The sequence below is a fragment of the Streptomyces sp. WP-1 genome (genome assembly GCF_030450125.1).
Lineage (GTDB): Bacteria > Actinomycetota > Actinomycetes > Streptomycetales > Streptomycetaceae > Streptomyces > Streptomyces incarnatus.
This window is the reverse complement of record NZ_CP123923.1, coordinates 6,987,607-7,006,142: the sequence shown is the minus strand read 5'-3', so window position 1 is coordinate 7,006,142 and position 18,536 is coordinate 6,987,607. Positions and strand designations below refer to the sequence as shown.

General features: G+C 73.2%; 16 protein-coding genes. 4 read left to right on the top strand and 12 right to left on the bottom strand.

Annotated features, from left to right (window positions below):
* Window positions 1-157: 157 nt before the first annotated feature.
* Complete coding sequence (locus QHG49_RS31165; RefSeq protein ID WP_145492603.1) at window positions 158-1,027, bottom strand: universal stress protein; 870 nt, start codon at window positions 1,025-1,027, stop codon at window positions 158-160.
* 282 nt (window positions 1,028-1,309) lie between these two features.
* Between QHG49_RS31165 and QHG49_RS31160 the strand changes: the two genes are divergently transcribed.
* The gene (locus QHG49_RS31160; RefSeq protein ID WP_301492144.1) at window positions 1,310-3,262 is read left to right on the top strand and encodes a PAS domain S-box protein; all 1,953 of its coding nucleotides are present in this window, start codon (window positions 1,310-1,312) and stop codon (window positions 3,260-3,262) included.
* A gap of 77 nt (window positions 3,263-3,339) precedes the next feature.
* On the opposite strand, the gene QHG49_RS31155 is transcribed toward QHG49_RS31160, so the two are convergent.
* From QHG49_RS31155 to QHG49_RS31140, 4 genes are read right to left on the bottom strand one after another with little or no spacing between them, the layout of a single operon-like run.
* Entirely contained in the window at window positions 3,340-4,248 is a 909-nt protein-coding gene (locus QHG49_RS31155) for a carbamate kinase (RefSeq protein ID WP_301492142.1), read from the bottom strand.
* 3 nt (window positions 4,249-4,251) lie between these two features.
* Complete coding sequence (gene argF / locus QHG49_RS31150) at window positions 4,252-5,274, bottom strand: ornithine carbamoyltransferase (RefSeq protein ID WP_145492609.1); 1,023 nt, start codon at window positions 5,272-5,274, stop codon at window positions 4,252-4,254.
* Between the two features lie 22 nt (window positions 5,275-5,296).
* Entirely contained in the window at window positions 5,297-6,511 is a 1,215-nt protein-coding gene (locus tag QHG49_RS31145; RefSeq protein ID WP_145492610.1) for an arginine deiminase, read from the bottom strand.
* Window positions 6,512-6,541: 30 nt separating this feature from the next.
* On the bottom strand, window positions 6,542-8,101 hold the full coding sequence (locus tag QHG49_RS31140; protein WP_159698835.1) for an APC family permease: 1,560 nt from the start codon (window positions 8,099-8,101) through the stop codon (window positions 6,542-6,544).
* Window positions 8,102-8,353: 252 nt separating this feature from the next.
* Here QHG49_RS31140 and QHG49_RS31135 point away from each other — a divergent pair, with 252 nt between their 5' ends.
* The gene (locus QHG49_RS31135; protein ID WP_301492141.1) at window positions 8,354-9,943 is read left to right on the top strand and encodes an oleate hydratase; all 1,590 of its coding nucleotides are present in this window, start codon (window positions 8,354-8,356) and stop codon (window positions 9,941-9,943) included.
* 161 nt (window positions 9,944-10,104) lie between these two features.
* Complete coding sequence (locus QHG49_RS31130) at window positions 10,105-10,509, top strand: pyridoxamine 5'-phosphate oxidase family protein (RefSeq protein WP_145492615.1); 405 nt, start codon at window positions 10,105-10,107, stop codon at window positions 10,507-10,509.
* Between the two features lie 6 nt (window positions 10,510-10,515).
* Here QHG49_RS31130 and QHG49_RS31125 read toward each other — a convergent pair whose 3' ends face one another.
* The 6 genes from QHG49_RS31125 to QHG49_RS31100 all read right to left on the bottom strand — a co-directional run bounded on the left by QHG49_RS31125 (window position 10,516) and on the right by QHG49_RS31100 (window position 15,668).
* Entirely contained in the window at window positions 10,516-11,310 is a 795-nt protein-coding gene (locus tag QHG49_RS31125; RefSeq protein ID WP_159698838.1) for a 3-hydroxybutyrate dehydrogenase, read from the bottom strand.
* 85 nt (window positions 11,311-11,395) lie between these two features.
* Window positions 11,396-11,875 (bottom strand): NUDIX domain-containing protein, encoded by a 480-nt coding sequence (locus tag QHG49_RS31120; protein WP_145492619.1) that lies wholly within the window; start codon window positions 11,873-11,875, stop codon window positions 11,396-11,398.
* 52 nt (window positions 11,876-11,927) lie between these two features.
* Complete coding sequence (gene lnt / locus QHG49_RS31115; protein WP_145492621.1) at window positions 11,928-13,538, bottom strand: apolipoprotein N-acyltransferase; 1,611 nt, start codon at window positions 13,536-13,538, stop codon at window positions 11,928-11,930.
* 63 nt (window positions 13,539-13,601) lie between these two features.
* The gene (locus tag QHG49_RS31110; RefSeq protein WP_301492137.1) at window positions 13,602-14,153 is read right to left on the bottom strand and encodes a GNAT family N-acetyltransferase; all 552 of its coding nucleotides are present in this window, start codon (window positions 14,151-14,153) and stop codon (window positions 13,602-13,604) included.
* Between the two features lie 57 nt (window positions 14,154-14,210).
* On the bottom strand, window positions 14,211-14,756 hold the full coding sequence (locus QHG49_RS31105) for a hypothetical protein (protein ID WP_159698847.1): 546 nt from the start codon (window positions 14,754-14,756) through the stop codon (window positions 14,211-14,213).
* Window positions 14,757-14,873: 117 nt separating this feature from the next.
* Window positions 14,874-15,668 carry a glutamate racemase gene (locus tag QHG49_RS31100; RefSeq protein ID WP_370530529.1) on the bottom strand — a complete coding sequence of 265 codons (795 nt, stop codon included), beginning with the start codon at window positions 15,666-15,668 and terminating at the stop codon, window positions 14,874-14,876.
* Window positions 15,669-15,726: 58 nt separating this feature from the next.
* On the opposite strand from QHG49_RS31100, the gene QHG49_RS31095 reads away from it, so the two are divergent.
* The gene (locus QHG49_RS31095; protein ID WP_301492135.1) at window positions 15,727-16,902 is read left to right on the top strand and encodes a glycosyltransferase; all 1,176 of its coding nucleotides are present in this window, start codon (window positions 15,727-15,729) and stop codon (window positions 16,900-16,902) included.
* Between the two features lies 1 nt (window position 16,903).
* On the opposite strand, the gene QHG49_RS31090 is transcribed toward QHG49_RS31095, so the two are convergent.
* Window positions 16,904-18,328, bottom strand: a complete 1,425-nt coding sequence (locus QHG49_RS31090) for a TerD family protein (protein ID WP_301492975.1) — start codon at window positions 18,326-18,328, stop codon at window positions 16,904-16,906.
* Window positions 18,329-18,536: the final 208 nt, after the last annotated feature.

The following is an 18,536-nucleotide window of genomic DNA, read 5'->3' as shown; positions in this document are numbered from 1 at the left end:
CGGCGGGGCGCCCCGCCGCTCCCCCGCCAAAGCCTCAAAGCCTCAGCGCGTCAAGGCCTCAACGGGTCAACGCCTCAAGGCCCAGTCACGCCAGAACCCCACGCGCCCCACCCGGACCAACCCGGGTGGGGCGCGCCGCAGTTCCTGTCCGTCACCCTCAGTCGTGAGGCACCACCGCCACCGGCGCCATCGCGTGGTGCAGCGCCGCGTGCGTCACCGGGCCGATGTGCGTGCCGAACGACGCGGGGCGGCGGCGCCGGCCGACGACCACGAGTCCGGCACCGTGCGACGCCTCGACCAGGTGCAGCGGGGCGCTCCCGTAGCCGCACTCCTCGGTGACCTCGACGGAGGGGTACTTCTGCCGCCACGGCTTGAGCACCTCCGTGAGCGCGGCCTCCTCCTGGAGCGACCACTCCTGGTCGAAGGTGGGGTCGGCGGCGAATCCGTAGACGTAGTACGGCGGCATGGACCAGGTGCGCACGGCCCGTACCGACGTCCCGCGCCGCTCGGCCTCCTCGAAGGCGAACGCGAACACCGTGTCGTCCGGCGCGGTGGTGTCGACGCCGAGGACGACCGGGCCCTCGGGGGCGTCGCCGTCGGGCCGCCAGCCGGACCGCACCAGGACCACGGGGCGGCCGGCCCGCGCGACCACCGAGAAGCCGACGGAGCCGACGAGGTAGCCGCCGACCCGGCCGAGGCCCCGCGAGCCGAGCACCAGCAGCTCGGACTCCTCGGCCACCGCGGCGAGCAGCTCGCCCGGGAAGCCGTCCTGGTGCTCGGACAGGATCTCCAGGTCGGGGTGGCGCAGCCGCAGTTCCTCGGCGGTCTCGCGCGGGATCCGCTCGGTCCAGTGCCGCTGGGTCGCCACGCCGATGACCGGATCCTGTGCCATGGTCTCCGTGACCGGTTCCCACACGTGCACCAGGCGCAGCGGCAGACCGCGCAGTCGCGCCTCACCCGCCGCCCACTCGGCGGCGGTACGGCTCTCGGGGGAGCCGTCGAGGCCCACGGTGACGGTGCGGGACATGACGTCCACCTCCTGTTGTCGGACATCCCGTTCGGGATCGACCCCAGTCTCGTCGCGGCGGCCCCCGGACCGGCAGGGCCCTCAGGACCCCTGTCCGGGGGCCGATCGGCCCTGGGGCGGGCACCATGACGGAGGCGATCGCTTGTGCTCGACCGGGACCGGTCCTGCACGGGTTCGTCCGCCGTGGGGATGTGTTCCGGCCAGGACGCGACAAGTCACGGCGGTGGGAGGCCGGTTGCGCTGGGATGTCCGTAGCATCACGAGCGACATGGCGGGGTATATATGAATGGTTGCGTGGACGAGCCGGCCTGTGCGGCGGACCCCGCGGTCCCCCAGCGGTGCCGGTGCGGAGCCCCCTTGGCGCAGGGCGGTCCGTCGACGGGCGAGGAGCGGTTCCGGGGGTTGCTGGAGGCGGCGCCGGACGCGATGGTGATCGTCGACGACACCGGTGTCATCCGGCTGGTCAACGCGCAGACCGAGGCCGTGTTCGGCTACCGCCGCGAGGAACTGCTGGGCCGCCCGGTCGAGTTGCTCGTCCCGCACCGCTTCCGCGGTCACCACACCCGGCACCGCGACGGCTACGCGGCCAACCGGCAGGTGCGGCCCATGGGCGCGGGCCTGGAACTGCACGGACTGCGCAAGGACGGCAGCGAGTTCCCCGTCGAGATCAGCCTGAGCCCGCTGGAGACGGCGGACGGACTGCTGGTCTCCGCCGCGGTGCGCGACGTCAGCGACCGCAAGGCGGCCGAGGCCCGGATCAACGAACTCGCGGCGCTCGTGGAGTCCTCCCAGGACGCCATCCTCGCCAAGACCCTCGCCGGCGAGATCACGTACTGGAACGCGGCCGCCACCGAGCTGTACGGCTACACCGCCGAGGAGGCCATGGGCCGGCATGTCTCCATGCTCGCCCCCACCGAACTCCAGGACGACATCTGGGCGTTGCTCGAACGTCTGCGCCACGGGGAGAAGGTCGAGCACTTCGAGACGCTGCGGGTCACCAAGGACGGCTCGCTGCTGGACGTCGACGTCACGCTGTGGCCGACCCGGGACACCGCGGGCAAGGTCGTCGGGGCGTGCGCGATCGTGCGGGACATCAGCGACCGCAAGCAGGTGGAGGCGGAGCTGACCGCCCTGCTGGAGCAGCAGCGGCACATCGCCCTCACGCTCCAGCGCAGCCTGATGGGCACCCCGCCCGCGCTGCCCGGTCTGGACACCGCGAGCCGCTACCGGCCCGCCACCCAGGGCGCCGGTGTCGGCGGCGACTGGTTCGATCTGATACCGCTGGGCGCCGGCCGGGTCGGTGTCCTCATCGGCGATGTGATGGGCCGCGGCCTGGAGGCGGCCGCCGTGATGGGCCAGCTGCGCTCGGCCGCGCACGCGCTCGCCAAGACGGGCATGCAGCCACGCCAGCTGATGCAGGCCCTGGACACCGTGGTCGGTGACCTGGACGTGCCGGACCAGCTGGTCACCTGCTGCTATCTGGTCATCGCCCCGGACGCGGGCACCGTCACCGTCTGCTCCGCCGGGCATCTGCCGACCCTCGTCGTCGGCCCCTGGGAGGGCGTCCGCGCGCTGCCCGCGCCGGTCAACGCGCCGCTCGGGGTGGGCGGAGTGCTGTACGAGCACGCGGCTTTCGACATCTCCCCGGGCGCCACGCTCGTGCTGTACACCGACGGTCTGATCGAGACGCCGGGCAGCGACATCGAGGCCCGGGTCGGTGAACTCACCGCCGTCCTGGACACGTTCTTCCCGCACTCCGCGAGCCTGGAGGCGGCCGCCGACCATGTGCTGGCCGAGCTGCTGCCGGACGCCGACGGCCATGACGACGATGTGACGCTGCTGTTCGCGCGGCTCCCGGCGGCGCCGCTGGCCGCCGTCACCACCGAGCTGCCCGCCGCCCCCGCCTCGGTCCCCGAGGGCCGGGCCTTTCTGCGCCGGACGCTGGCCTCCTGGGAGTGTCCCGCACCGGCCGACGACGCGCTCCTGCTGCTGTCGGAGACCCTCACCAACGCGGTGCAGCACGCCGAGGGCCCGGTGGGGCTGCGGCTGTGCCGTACGGCCACGGATCTCACCGTGGAGGTCAGCGACCGCAGCCCGCACCTGCCCCAGCCCCGGCACGCCGCCGGGGACGAGGAGTCCGGGCGCGGCCTGTTCCTGGTCCGCACGCTCGCCGACGGCTGGGGGGTACGGCCGACCGACGAGGGCAAGACGACCTGGTTCACGCTGAAGCTGTGAACGCCCGCGCACCGGTGGGCCCTTGGGGGGCTCACCGGTGCGGACGCGCAGCCGTCAGGGGTGCGGGCGAGGTGTCGTCACGGCTCGGGCCGTACCAGCGTGCCCGCCCTGCCCCGCACGATCTCGTACGCCGCGTCGAGGGCGCCGATCGCGGCGAGGCCGCCGGTGCGCTCCACGAACCGGGCCGCCGCCTCCGTCTTGGGGCCCATGGAGCCGGCCGGGAAGCCCCCGGAGCGCAGTTCGGCGGGCGTGGCCTCCAGGAGGGGGCGCTGGTGGGGGCCGCCGTAGTCGGCGTACACATGCGGAACGTCGGTGAGGATCAGCAGGAAGTCCGCCTTGAGGTCCTCCGCGAGGAGCGCCGCGGACAGGTCCTTGTCGACGACGGCCTCCACCCCGCGCAGCCCGTGCTCACCGTCCACGACCGGGACGCCACCGCCCCCGGCGCAGACCACGAGGGTGCCGAGGCCCAGCAGGTCCTGGACGGTGCCGGTCTCCATGATCCGTTCGGGCGCCGGGGAGGGCACCACACGGCGCCACCCGGTGGTGTCCCGGGCGATGTGCCAGCCCCGTTCGCGGGAGAGCGCGCGGGCGGTCTCCGCCGAGTACACCTGGCCGATGAACTTCTCCGGGTGCCCGAAGGCGGGGTCGTCGGCCCGTACCTGGGTGTGGGTGACAAGGGCCGCGATCCGCCGGCCGGGCAGCGCGTCGTACAGGGCGCGCGCCAGCAGGGAGCCGATCATGCCCTGGGTCTGCGCCCCGAGCAGATCCAGCGGGTAGGGGGCGCTCAGTGCCGCGTCGGACGCGCTCTCCATGGCGAGCAGCCCGATCTGGGGGCCGTTGCCATGGGTGACGACCACCTCGTGGTCCTGGGCGAGGGCGGCGATGGCGAGGGCCACACGGTCGATGTTGGCCTGCTGGACGGCGGCGTCGGGGCGTTCGCCGCGGTGCAGCAGCGCGTTGCCGCCGAGGGCGATGACGATGCGCATCGGTCAGCCCTCCACGGCGGCGGGCCGGTCCGCCAGGGTGGCGACGAGGACCGCCTTGATGGTGTGCAGCCGGTTCTCCGCCTGGTCGAAGACGAGCGAGCGGGGCGCGGAGAACACCTCGTCGGTGACCTCCAGGCCGGTCAGGCCGTAGGTGTCGCGCAGTTCGCGGCCGAGGCGGGTGTGATCGTCGTGCAGGGAGGGCAGGCAGTGCATGAAGGCGACGTCGGGGTTGCCGGTGGCGGCCAGTGTCTTCTCGTTGACCTGGTAGGGCAGCAGCAGGTCGATGCGTTCCTTCCAGGTCTCGGCGGGCTCGCCCATGGAGACCCAGACGTCGGTGTGCAGGTAGTCGGCGCCGCGTACGGCGGTCTCGACGTCCTCGGTGAGGGTGATCCGGGCCCCGCTGCGCTCGGCCTGTGCCCGGCACTCGGCGACCAGTTCGGCGGCGGGCCACAGGGCGCGCGGGGCGGCGATGCGGACGTCCATGCCGAGCAGGGCGCCCATGGACAGCAGCGAGTTGCCCATGTTGTTGCGGGCGTCGCCGAGGTAGCAGTAGGCGATGTCGGACAGCGGCTTGGCGCTGTGCTCGCGCATGGTGAACACGTCGCACAGGCTCTGGGTGGGGTGCGTGGTGTCGGTCAGGCCGTTGAAGACGGGGACGCCGGAGTGCGCGGCGAGTTCGCCGACGATGGTCTGGGCGGAGCCCCGGTACTCGATGCCGTCGAACATCCGGCCGAGGACGCGGGCGGTGTCGGCGACGGACTCCTTGCCGCCGAGGTGGGTGTCGCCGGGACCGAGGTAGGTGGTGGCGGCGCCCTGGTCGCGGGCGGCGACCTCGAAGGCGCAGCGGGTGCGGGTGGAGGTCTTCTCGAAGATCAGCGCGAGCTGCTTCCCGGTCAGCCGGGGGCGTTCGGTGCCGGCCCGCCGGGCCGCCTTGAGGTCGGTGGCGAGATCGAGGAGGTGGCCGATCTCGGCGGCGGTGAAGTCGAGTTCGCTCAGGTAGGAGCGGCCTCGCAGGTCGATGGTCATCTCTGGTGTCCTCGGGGAAGTGTCAGGCGACCGGGTCGCGTTCGATGGGGCAGCTCATGCAGCGCGGGCCGCCGCGGCCGCGGCCGAGTTCGGCGCCGGCGATGGTGACGATCTCGATGCCCTGCTTGCGCAGATAGGTGTTGGTGGTGACGTTGCGCTCGTAGCCGACGACGACGCCGGGTTCGAGGGCGAGGAAGTTGCTGCCGTCGTCCCACTGTTCGCGTTCGGCGCCCCGGATGTCCTGCGGCGCGGACAGCATCCGCACCTTGTCCAGGTCGAGGGCCTCGGCGAGGGCGGTCGCGAGGTCCGAGTCGGGGGTGACGGCGAAGCGGACCGGGCGGGCGTCGCTGGGCGTGAGGGTCCACGAGCGCAGGGAGTCGGCGAGGCCCGGGTAGACCACGAAGGCGTCCCGGTCGACCATGGTGAGCACGGTGTCCAGGTGCATGTAGGCGCGCTGGGCCGGGAGTTGGACGGCGATCACCTTGGTGGCCGTACCGGCGGCGAACAGCCGGGCGGCCAGGTTCTCCACGGCCTGGGGGGTGGTGCGCTCCCCCATGCCGACCATGACGGCCCCGTTGCCGAGGACATGGACGTCGCCGCCCTCCAGGGTGCCCACCGGTCCGTCCAGGATCGGCTGGGGTGCCTGGGCGGCGAACAGCGGGTGGAACCGGTAGATGGTCTCGGCGTGCAGACTCTCGCGCCGCCGGGCCGCCTTGGCCATCGGGTTGACGGACAACCGGTCGTATATCCAGCAGGAGTTGTCGCGCGGGAAGAGGTGGTTGGGCAGCGGGGCGAGGGCGAACTCCTCGTCGTCCAGGGCGTTCCAGACCAGGCTGTGCGGGCTGGCCAGCGGCAGGTCGCTCTTGAGCAGCCCCCCGATGAGGTACTCGGCGAGGGTCGCGCCGTCGATGCCCGCGCACAGTTCGCGTACCGGTTCGACGAGCGCCGGGCCGACGGTGGCGGTGGTCACCACGCGGTCGAGGAGCCAGTCGCGGGCGCCGGGGATGTCGAGGCTCTCGGCGAGCAGGTCGGCGAAGTAGTGCACGCGGGTGCCGTGGTCGCGCAGCGCCTGGGCGAAGGCGTCGTGCTCCTCGCGGGCCCGCTTGGCCCACAGGATGTCGTCGAAGAGCAGCGCGTCGACGTTGCGCGGGGTGAGGCGGGAGAGTTCGAGTCCGGGCCGGTGCAGGATGACCTGGCGCAGCCGGCCGGCCTCGGAGTCGACGTGGAAGGTGCTCATGATGGTTGTCCTTCGGGGAGTTCCGTGGGATCAGTGGTCGTGGCGCAGGGGGTTGAGGCGGTGCGCGCGTTCGGCCCAGGGGCGCCGGACGGCGCGGGCGGCCGGGGGTGTCTCGGGGGCGCGGGCCCCGCTCGCCGTGGCCGGGGCCGGCGCCGTCTCGCCGTACTCGCCGCGGTCGCGCTTGAGCCAGATGTAGACCGGCAGTCCGAGCAGGACCACGAACAGCCCGTAGTAGACGGTCTGGTAGCCGCTGCCCTGGATCGACCAGTAGGAGAAGGCCATCGCGAGCGCGGCGACGACGGTGTCCCGCGCGAGGCGTCCGGGCCTCAGGCTCGCCCGGCCGCGCACCAGCAGCCAGTACAGCTGGGCGGCGGCGGAGAAGAGGTACGGGATGACCGCGGTGAGCACGCTGAGCAGCACGATCTTGGTGAAGACGTCCTGGAAGCGGGTGTAGCTGAACACCGTGATCAGCGAGGCCAGTACGGTCGAGGCGACGATCCCGAAGACCGGTACGTCGTTCTTGCCGCGCAGCCGGGCGAAGGCGGCCGGGAAGAGTCCGTCGCGGGCGGCGGCGTACGGCATCTCGGCGCACAGCATGGTCCAGCCGTTCAGCGCGCCGATGCCGGAGATGATGGCGGCCACCGCGACGGCGTCGCCGGCCCAGCCGCCGCCGAAGATGTTGTTCGCCGCGTCGCTGAACGGCGCGCTGGAGGAGCCGAGTCGGCCGTGCGGGACGGTGCCGAGGACCGCGAGGGTGCCGAGGATGTAGATGACGGCGCAGGCGAGGGTGCCGTACAGGGTGGCGCGCGGCACGTTGCGCCCCGGCTCGCGCACCCGTCCGGCGACGACCGAGGCGGCCTCCAGACCGAGATAGCTGAACAGGGCGATGGCGGCGGCGGCCGAGATCGCGCCCGGCGCGGACTGGTGACTGGCGTTGAACGGGCCGAAGTTGTCCGCCTTGATGAACAGCAGCCCCACGGTGGCCATGAAGACCAGCGGCACGAACTTCAGGACCGTGGTGACGACTTGGAAGGCGCCGGTGTTGCGCATCCCGGTGAGGTTGACCGCGGCCGGTATCCACAGTCCGGTGAGGGCGATCAGGAGCGAGATCCCGGTGCGGTGGCCGGTGTTGACGAACACCTCGACGTAGCCGACCCAGGCGACCGCGATCGCGGCGTTCCCGGCCCAGGCGGTGATCCAGTACGACCAGGCGTTGAGGAACCCGGCGAACTCGCCGAACGCCTCCCGGGCGTAGACGTAGGGGCCGCCGCTGCCCGGGACGCGCCCGGAGAGCGAGCCGAAGGTCATCGCCAGCGCGAGCGCGCCCAGGGTGACGACGCCGAAGGCGACCAGGGCGATCGGCCCGTAGGGGGCGAGCGCGGAGGGGAGCGCGAAGACCCCGGTGCCGATGATGCTGCCGATCACCAGGGCGGTGGCGGCGGGCAGCCCGAGGGCGGCCGGTGGAGCGGGTTCCTCGCCGCCGCGAGGTCTTCCCCCGTCGGGCGACTCTTCCCCGCCGCGGGGCCCTCTCCCGCCAGGGGACTCTTCCCCGCCGCGGGTGTCTTCCCCGCCGCGTGTGGTGGTGGTCATGCCTGTGCTCCTTGTGCGCCTCGAAGGGCTCCGGTGCTGGTGCCTCACCGATCCTGCTGGTCACCGGGGTGCGTGCCGTACGGCAACCGGTCCCCACTTGGGCGCCCACAGGCCCTCCGACCGGGGACCTACGGCCCTGCCGCGAGAGGCACCCGGAGGTATTGGCTGAATGCCGTACCACTTCCGCCGTCCCGGTCCGCCGGGGCGCACAGAGCTGTCCGGGTCCGCCCGGGCGCAGAACGGAGGAACGTCATGGCAGACGCTCCGCGCCAGTCCCGGGTCCATCTCGTCGGCGGCGGCATCGCCTCGCTCGCGGCGGCGGTCTTCCTCATCCGCGACGCCGGGCTCCCCGGCGAGAACATCCGGGTGCTGGAGGAGCTGCCGGTGGCCGGCGGCTCCATGGACGGCGCCGGGGAGCCCGCCGGCTACGTCACCCGTGGCGGCCGGATGCTGGAGGAGGAGGCGTACACCTGCCTGTGGGACCTGCTGGAGACGATCCCGACCCTGGACGACGAGACGGTCTCGGTGCGCCAGGAGATCATCGACTTCAACGAGAAGTGGCCCACCGAGGCCAAGGCCCGGCTGATCGGCACGGGCGCGCGCATCCTGGACGCCGCCGACTACGGCCTCGACACCCATGACCGACGCGAACTGCTGCGGCTGCTGATGCTGCCCGAGCGGGAGATCGGCGCCCGCCGCATCGAGGACTTCTTCTCCCCGCACTTCTTCGGCACGCACTTCTGGACGATGTGGCGCACCACGTTCGCCTTCCAGAACTGGCACAGCGCCATCGAACTGCGCCGCTACTTCCTGCGCTTCCTCCAGGAGTTCCCGCGCATGCACACCCTGTCCGGAGTGCGCCGCACCAAGCTCAACCAGTACGACTCGGTCATCCGCCCCGTACGGGCCTGGCTGGAGGCCCGCGGGGTGCGCTTCGAGCACGGGGTACGGGTCACGGACGCCGACTTCAGCACCGACGAGCAGGGCGTACGACGGCTGTGGCGGCTCCACCTGGAGCGCGCGGGCGTGCCGGAGACCTGTGAACTCGGCCTCGACGACCACGCGTTCCTCACCCTCGGCTCGATGACCGCCGACGCCACGTACGGCGGCGACGACCGGGCGCCCGAGCTGGTGCGGGACAAGCGCGACGGCGGCTGGCGGCTGTGGGAGACGGTCGCGGCCAAGGCGGACGACTTCGGCCGGCCCGCGGTGTTCAACGGCGACGTGGACGAGGCGAAGTGGGAGTCCTTCACGCTCACCATGCGCTCCCCGCGGCTGCTGCACCGCATCGAGGAGCTGTCGGGCAATCTGCCCGGCACCGGCGCGCTGATGACCTTCACGGACTCCGGCTGGCTGATGTCCGTGGTCGTACCGCACGCCCCGCACTTCGCGGACCAGCCCGAGGACGTGTACACGCTGTGGGGCTACGGCCTCTTCCCGGACCGGCCCGGCGACTTCACCGGCAAGCCGATGGCCGAGTGCACCGGCCGCGAGATCCTGACCGAACTCCTCGGCCACCTCGGGATGTCCGACATCGAGGAGGACGTGGCGGCGACCACGACCGTGGTCCCGGTCATGATGCCGTACATCACCAGCCAGTTCGCGCCGCGCACGGCCGGCGACCGGCCGCTCGTGGTGCCGCGCGGATCGGCGAACTTCGCCTTCCTCGGCCAGTACACCGAGGTCCCGGAGGACGTCGTCTTCACCGTCGAGTACTCGGTGCGCGGCGCGATGCACGCCGTGTACGAGCTGTTCGGCGTCGACCGCGAGATCCCCGGCATCCACCACGCCCTGGCCGACCCGCGCAGCGCCTTCGGTGTGCTGCGGGCCGCGCTGGTGTGAGCCCCGGCCGCGCGGATCCGGCCGAGCCGCGCCACCGGGGCACCCGAGGAGGGGCCCCGGCGGCGGGCCGGGCCGCACAGGCACGGAGAAGGTACGGAGAAGCTACGGACAAGGGCCGACCGGCCCTATCCCGGCCGGTTCCGCGCGGGGACGATGGGCGGGTGCTCCAGAACGACGGCTTCCGCCCGCTCGACCGGGGGACCTGCCTGCGCCTGCTGGCCGGGGTACCGGTCGGCCGGGTCGTGTACACCAAGCAGGCGCTCCCCGCGGTCCTCCCCGTCAATTTCTGCCTCGACGCGGACTCCTCCGTGCTGCTGCGCACCTCGGCGGGCTCGGACCTCGCGCACGCCATCGACGGTGCCGTGGTCGCCTTCGAGGCGGACGAGTTCGACGCGGCGACCCGCTCCGGCTGGAGCGTGGTCGTCACCGGCCGCGCCACACTGCTGGACGACGCCGACGGCCAGGAGATCCCCGACGGCCCGGACTCCTGGATGCCGGTCCGCGACGACGTGCTCGTACGGATCGACTCCGAGGTGGTCACGGGGCGCGAGCTGACCGGCGCGTGAGCGTGCTCAGTGGGCCGTCCAGCCGCCGTCCAGGACCAGGGACGTACCGGTGACGAAGGACGCCTGGGGGCTGCACAGATAGGCCACCGCCTCGGCGACCTCCTCCGGTTCGATCAGGCGCCGCAGCGCGCTGTCCTTCAGCAGCACCTCGGACAGCACCCGCTCCTCGGGGATGCCGTGGGCCGCCGCCTGGTCGGCGATCTGCCGCTCCACCAAGGGGGTGCGGACATAGGCGGGGTTCACGCAGTTGGAGGTGACGCCGTGCGCGGCGCCCTCCAGCGCGGCCGTCTTGGACAGGCCCTCAAGTCCGTGCTTGGCGGCGACGTACGCGGACTTGAACGCCGAGGCGCGCAGCCCGTGCACCGAGGACACATTGACGATCCGGCCCCAGCCCTGCCCGTACATGTGCGGCAGGGCGCCGCGCACCAGGCGGAACGGCGCCTCCAGCATCACGGTCAGCACCGTGTGGAAGACGTCCGGCGGGAACTCCTCGATGGGGCGCACCAGTTGCAGCCCCGCGTTGTTGACCAGCACATCGGTGCCGGCCGCCGCCGCCTCGGCCGCGTCCAGGTCGGTCAGGTCGAGTACGTGCGGCACGACGGCGCCCGCGAGGTCCGGGGTGTCCCGCGCCTCCTCGGCGAGTCCGGCGAGCCCCGCCTCGTCCCGGTCGACGGCTCTCACCCGCGCCCCGGCCGCCGCGAGACGCAGCGCGCAGGCACGGCCGATACCGCTCGCGGCACCGGTGACGAGCGCGGTGCGGCCGGCGAGATCGAGGGCGAGGGGCTGGATGCGGGAGGTCATGGACCGACCCTAACGAAGGCCGCCGACCCCGGCGGGGAGGGCCCCGGCCCCGGCCGCCGCGCCGGTCTCAGCCGACGTGCCGGTCTCAGCCGAGCGTGGCCGGCTCGAACCAGGTGGGCTCCTCGGTCATGGCCTGCTTGATCCGGGAGAGCGCGAACTCGTTCAGCTCGGGCAGCGCGTCCACCGCGAACCAGCCGACATCCAGCGACTCGTCGTCGTTGACCCGGGCCTCGCCGCCCACCGCCCGGCAGCGGAAGGTGATGTCCATGTACTGGCAGACGTCCCCGTTGTCGTACGTGACCGGCTGGAGCGCCTGGACCAGGACGACCCGTTCGGGCACGCACCGTACGGCCGTCTCCTCGAAGACCTCCCGCGCCGCGCAGTCCGCGGGCTGCTCGCCCGGCTCCGCGATGCCGCCGATCACCGACCATTTCCGGGTGTCGGTGCGCCGGCCGAGCAGCACCCTGCCCGCGTCGTCGAAGACGATCGCCGTGACTCCGGGCAGCCAGAGCAGCTGGTGGCCGGCCGAGGCGCGCAGGGTGCGGATGAAGTCAGGAGTAGCCATGGGAGCGACCCTAACCGGGCGTCGCTCACCCAGGGGCCCCGCGTCGCGGGTGCTACGCCGCGCCGGTGCGGCGGGCCCGCAGCCCGCTCCCGATGGCCCAGCCGATGCCGCCCGCGGCGACGAGCACGAGGGCCGTCTCCGGCAGGATGCCGAGGTCGGTCGCGGGGGTGGTGGAGGTGCGCAGCGGCACCTTCTGTTCCAGGTAGGCGGGTACGAACATGCCGGTCCTCTGGGTGATCCTCCCGTCCGGCATGATGATCGCGCTGACGCCGCTGGTCACCGGGACGGTCACGGTGCGGCTGTGCTCGACGGCGCGGATCCGGGACATGGCGAGCTGCTGGTAGGTCATCTCGCTGCGGTCGAAGGTCGCGTTGTTGCTCGGCACGGAGATCATCTCGGCGCCGTGCGTCACGGTGTCCCGCACGTCCCAGTCGAAGGCGGCCTCGTAGCAGGTGGCGAGCCCGACCTTGGCGCCGTCCATGTCGAACACGCCCGGCTTGGTGCCCCGGCTGAAGTCCTGGCGGAGCATCGCGGTCCAGTCCTTGTTGATGGCCCCGACGAACCCGCGCAGCGGCATGTACTCACCGAACGGCTGGATCTGCCGTTTGTCGTACGTCTGCGTCGGGCCCTTGGCGGGGTCCCACAGGATCTGCTCGTTGAGCTGCTTGCCGTCCTTGTCCACGACGGCGCCGACCGAGATGGGCACCCCGATGGCCGCCGACGCCTCGTCGATGACGGCGGCTGCGTCGGGGTCGTTGTAGGGGTCGAGGTCGGAGGAGTTCTCCGGCCAGAGCACGAAGTCGGGCTTGGGGACCTTGCCCGCCCTGACGTCGGCGGCGAGCTTGAGGGTCTCCTTCACATGGCGGTCCAGCACCGCGCGGCGCTGGGCGCTGAATTCCAGGCCCTCGCGGGGCACATTGCCCTGGATCACGGCGACCGTCCGGGTGCCGTCCTCGGCCTTGTCGCTGACCAGGCCGCGCGCGGCGAACGCGCCGGCCACCGGCACGGCCACGCTGAGCAGCGCGGCGGCCGCCGCGGCCCGGCGCACGGTGCGCGAGCGGCGCCGTTCGGCGAACAGCCGGGCCGCCTCGTACAGGCCGAAGCCGCACAGCACGACCGCGAAGCCCAGCACCGGGGTGCCCCCGACCGCGGCGAGCGGCAGGAAGATCCCGTCCGCCTGCCCGAACGCGATCTTCCCCCAGGGGAAGCCCCCGAAGGGCATCCGCGCGCGTACGGCCTCACCGGTGATCCAGACGGCCGCGGCCCACACCGGCCAGGCGGGCAGCCGGGACACGGCGGCGACGCCCACGCCGACCAGGGCGACGAACACGGCCTCCACCGCGACCAGGGCCACCCAGGGCAGGTAGCCGACCTCCACGCCGGTCCACACCAGCAGGGGCAGCAGGAAGCCGAGGCCGAAGAGGTAGCCGAGCCCGAGGGCCGCCTTCCAGCCGCGCCCGCGCAGCACCCATCCGAACCCGGCGAACGCGGGCAGCGCCAGCCACCACAGGGGGCGCGGCGGAAAACTGACGTAGAGCAGCACTCCGCACAGGGCGGAGGCGGCGGCCGGGACCAGGCGCAGCAGCCGGCGACGCCAGACGCCGGGCGCGGGGGACGTCCGGAGCCGGTCCGGCTGGTCCACGGAAGTTGCGGTGACGGTCACCCGGGTGAGTGTACGGCCGCTGACCTCGGCGTCGACAGCCGCGGTCGGCGGGCGCTCAGCGCCTCAACTCGGCTGTGCGGCCGGGGACCACACGCCGAACCACTGCTCGGCGCCGTACTCCTCGAACCGCTCCACCTCGGTGAACCCGAGCTTCGCCGCGAGGCGCATCGAGCGGGCGTTCGCGGTCTGTGTGGTGAGCACCACGGGCTCGCCGGGCAGCGCGTCCGCGAACCAGTCGAGCGCCGCCGTACACGCCTCGGCCGCGTATCCACGGCCCCACGCGTGCGGCAGGAACATGTAGCCCAGCTCAGCCTCCCCGCCCTCGGGGCTGAGGTGGCCCGGGCGCTCCGGGGCGCGCCGGTCGAGCAGCTGGATGAAGCCGATCATCGTCCCGTCGAGCTCGACCACGAAGAAGCCGGGCCGCCGTCCGGGCACCTCGGGCACCACGCGTTCGAGTTCGTCGCGGGGCCGGGCGCCACCGACGTAGGTGCCCACCTCCGGCGAGGCGGACAGGTCGATGAGTGCCGCCCGGTCCCGGGCCTGCGACTCGCGCAGCACGAGCCGCTCGGTCTTGATCGGGGCGGGTGGCCAGGCGGCGGTTCCGGGATCGGTCATGGCGGCAAGCTACCGGGATCGTTCCGGGACCTGCCATGCGGCTGTCCCCCGGATCCGCTATGCGGCCGTCCCCGGGGTGATCGAGCGCAGCCGGGCCCTGATCACCCGGACCGCCGATTCCGCGTTGTCCACGGTGACGGTGAAAGTGTGTCCGTCCCAGAGGCTGAGCACGATGCCCTCGCCCCGGCGGACGACGACCGCGGTGCCCTTCTCGGGGCGCCAGCGGTAGCCCCACCCTCCCCATTGCCGCGGGGTCACCAGGGCGGTGAAGTCGGCGCCCGCCACATGGGAGAGCGGGATGCGCCGGCGCGGCAGTCCGATGTGGCCGCAGCGCACCTCGACGCACTCCCGGTCGAGTCTGAGGTCGACGTGGACGAAGGCCAGGGTGCCGAAGATGACGAGCAGTCCGGCCGCGATGCAGCCGACCACGGACATCGTCAGCGCGGTGATCCCGGACGTCCACGCGGAGTCCACCGCCAGCTTGATCCCCAGGGCCAGGCAGGCCGCTCCGGCCAGCGCCAGCAGCCACTGCACCCGGTTGGTGGCGCGTCCGGTCCAGACCTCGGGGGTGAGATCGTCCTCGGTACGGGGCTGGTCCCTCATGACTTAGAGATTACTCAGGATTCCCCGGGCGGGTACCACCTCTCGGCCCGCGCCCGCCCCGGCATCTCGGCCCGCGTCCGGTCCCGTGCGGCCCTGGGCGGCGCGCGGGCGGCGGGCTCAGCGGCGGTCGGCGAACGGCCCCACCGGGGGCAGCAGCCGCCCCTCGGCGTAGTGCAGCGCCGCCGCGGGCAGCTCGCCCTCGCGGCCGCTGAGCAGCACCGTGAGGCCGCCCTCGGCGGGCGCCTGGGGGGCGGGAAGTTCGCCCAGCCGGCGCAGTGCCTGCGCGGCCACCGCGCCCGCGGAGCCGTGCAGGACCAGCGGGGCCGCGCCCGGGCGCTGCACGGCGGCGCGGATGCGCTCGGCGACCAGTTCGTAGTGGGTGCAGCCCAGGACGACGGTCGTCACCTCGTCCGGGGTCAGCGCGGCGGCCGCGGCGACGGCCGCCTCGATCGCCGCCTCGTCCGCGTGCTCGATGGCCTCGGCGAGGCCCCAGCAGGGCACCTCGGTCACCGGCACGCCGTCCGCGAAGTCCGTGATGAGTCCGCGCTGGTAGGCGCTGCCGGTGGTGGCGGGGGTCGCCCAGATCGCGAAGGGGCCGCCGCCGGCCGCGGCCGGTTTGATCGCCGGGACGGTGCCGATCACCGGGATGCCGGGCTCCAGGCGGGCGCGCAGCGCGGGCAGGGCGTGCACGCTGGCGGTGTTGCAGCCGACGATCAGCGCGTCGGGCCGGCGGGCCGCGGCGGCCTCGGCGACGTCCAGCGCGCGCCGGGTGAGGTCCTCGGGGGTGCGTGGTCCCCAGGGCATGCCGTCGGGGTCCAGGGAGAGAACGAGATCCGCGTCGGGCCGCAGGCGTCGTACCGCGGCCGTGGCCGCGAGCAGACCGATTCCGGAGTCCATGAGCGCGATCTTCACCCGGCCACGATAGTCGATCCGCTCATGTGACCGGCCCGGGTGGGGCAGACTGCGGGCCGTGAGCGCCTTCCTGTGGATCACCGTCGTCTCGCTGGCCGCCTGGTGCTGGCTGCTGCTGTGCCAGGGGTTCTTCTGGCGCACGGACGTCCGGCTGCCGCGGCGCCGGGATCCGGACGCGTGGCCGTCGGTCTGCGTGGTGGTACCGGCCCGCGACGAGGCCGCCGTGCTGCCCGCGAGCCTGCCGTCGCTGCTCGCGCAGGACTACCCGGGGCGGGCCGAGGTCCTCCTGGTGGACGACGGGAGCACGGACGGCACCGGGGAGCTGGCCCGCGCGCTGTCCGGGCGGCACGGCGGGCTGCCGCTCACCGTGGGTTCGCCGGGCGAGCCGCCGGCGGGCTGGACGGGCAAGCTGTGGGCGGTGCGGCACGGCATCGCGCTGGCCCGCGCGCGCGAGCCGGAGTACCTGCTGCTGACGGACGCGGACATCGCGCACGCCCCGGACAGCCTGCGGGAACTGGTCGCGGCGGCCCATGGCGGCGGCTTCGACGTGGTCTCGCAGATGGCGCGGCTGCGGGTGGAGAGCCGCTGGGAGCGGCTGGTGGTCCCGGCGTTCGTGTACTTCTTCGCGCAGCTGTATCCCTTCCGGTGGATCGGCCGCGAGGGTTCGCGCACCGCGGCCGCGGCGGGCGGCTGTGTGCTGCTGCGCGCCGGTACGGCGGAGAAGGCGCGGATCCCGGACGCCATCCGGCACGCGGTCATCGACGACGTCGCGCTCGCCCGCGCGGTCAAGGGCGCGGGCGGCCGGGTCTGGCTGGGCCTGGCCGACCGGGTGGACAGCGTGCGGCCCTACCCGCGGCTGCACGACCTGTGGCGGATGGTCTCGCGCAGCGCCTACGCCCAGCTGCGGCACAGCCCGCCGCTGCTGCTCGGCACGGTGGCCGGGCTCGCGCTGGTGTACCTGGTGCCGCCGGTGGCCGTGGTCGCGGGCGCGGCGGCGGGCAGCGCGCCGGTGGCCGTCGTCGGCGCGCTGGCGTGGGCGGTGATGGCGGGCACGTACGTGCCGATGCTCCGGTACTACCGGCAGCCGCTGTGGCTCGCCCCGCTGCTGCCGTGCACCGCGTTCCTGTACCTGCTGATGACGGTGGACTCGGCCGTGCAGCACTACCGGGGTCGCGGGGCCGCCTGGAAGGGGCGTACGTACGCCCGTCCCGACGCGGTGTCCGACGAGGGCTGAGTCACTTGCGGCCGGGCGTCCAGTTCATGCCCCAGCCGTAGGCGCGGTCCATGGTCCGCTGCGGGCTCACGCCACGTTCCGGTACGAGGTAGCGGGCCTCGCGCCGGACGACGAGATCGCCGCCCGTGTTGGTGATCAGGGCGAGCGCGCACACCGGGGAGGGGACCGTGCACTCGTCCAGTGAGAAGTCGACGGGGGCGCCGTACTGCGGCTGGAGGGTGACGGTGGCGTGCAGTCCGGCGAAGGACGACGCGCCCTCGTAGACGGTGACGAAGACGAGGACGCGGCGCAGGTCCGCCAGGTGGTCGAGGTTGATGGTGAGGTTCTCGCCGCTCGCCACCGCGCCGGTGCGGTCGTCACCGTCGAGATGGATGTACGGCGGCCGGTGCAGCGCGCCGAAGGAGTTGCCGAGCGCCTGGACGACGCCCTTGCGGCCGTCCGCGAGTTCGTACAGGGCGCACAGGTCTAGATCGAGGTCCCCGGGCCCGCCGCCGCCCCAGCGCGCGCCCCAGCCCGAAAACTGTTTGCGCGTCTGCCAGTTGAGGTTCACCCGCATGACGCCCGAGGTGCCGCCCTGCTTCGCCAGCGAGACGGAGGGGGCGGCCTTGGTGAGGGTGACTTTCGCGAGGCGGACGGGGGGCGCGGCGGCCGGCGGGGGCGGCGGCACGTCGGTCACGCGGGCCCAGGCGGGCGGGGGCGGGACGTCGGCGAGGGATGCCGGTGCGGGCGGGGGCGGTACGTCCGCCGGAGGCACCGGCGGGGGCGGCGGTACGACGGTCGGTGGGATCGGCGCGGGTGGGGGTACGTCGGTCGGCGGGGCCGGGGCGGACAGGGGGACGTCGGTCGGCGGGGCCGGTGCGGACAGGGGGACGTCGGTCGGCGGGGCCGGTGGGGGTGCCGGGTGCCGCGGTTCGTCCACGGTGATGCCGAACTCCGTGGCGAGGCCCGCCAGTCCGCTGTCGTAGCCCTGGCCGACGGCGCGGAACTTCCAGCCGCCCTGGCGGCGGTAGAACTCGCCGAGCAGGAAGGCGGTCTCCACGGTCGCGCCCGGACTGTCGAAGCGGGCGGCGACCTGGCCGGTCGCGGGGTCGGTCACCTCGATGTACAGGCCGGGGACCTGTCCGAACGTGCCGCCGTCCGCCGAGGCGGCGAGGACGATCCGCTCGATCGCGGCCTCCACGCGCGTGAGATCGACGGACACGGTGTCGACGACGAGCGCGCCCTCGGTGCGCTTGCCCTCGTGGCGTACCGCGCCGGAGGGGTGGGCGGGCTGGTTGCAGAAGACGAAGTCCGCGTCGGAGCGGACCTTCCCGGCGGCGAGCAGCAGCGCGGAGGCGTCCGCGTCCGGCACTCCGGGTCCCTGGCGCCGGCCCAGTTCGACCCGCAGCGCGGTGGCCGGAACCGGTGTGTTCGATCCCTTCGACATTGCCATACAGACCCCCTCGCCTCCCGCCCGCGGTGTCCGCGGACGTCCGGATCATCCCCGCATGCCCAACCTATGCCCGGACCCACCGAACTCCCCTGGGCCGCGCGGGCAAAGACGCAGGAAGATCGCCGGTCGACCGCCGGTAACCCGGCCGAGAAGTCCGTTCCTTACATGATCTATACGTGAACCGCTGCCCTTTTTCGACAAG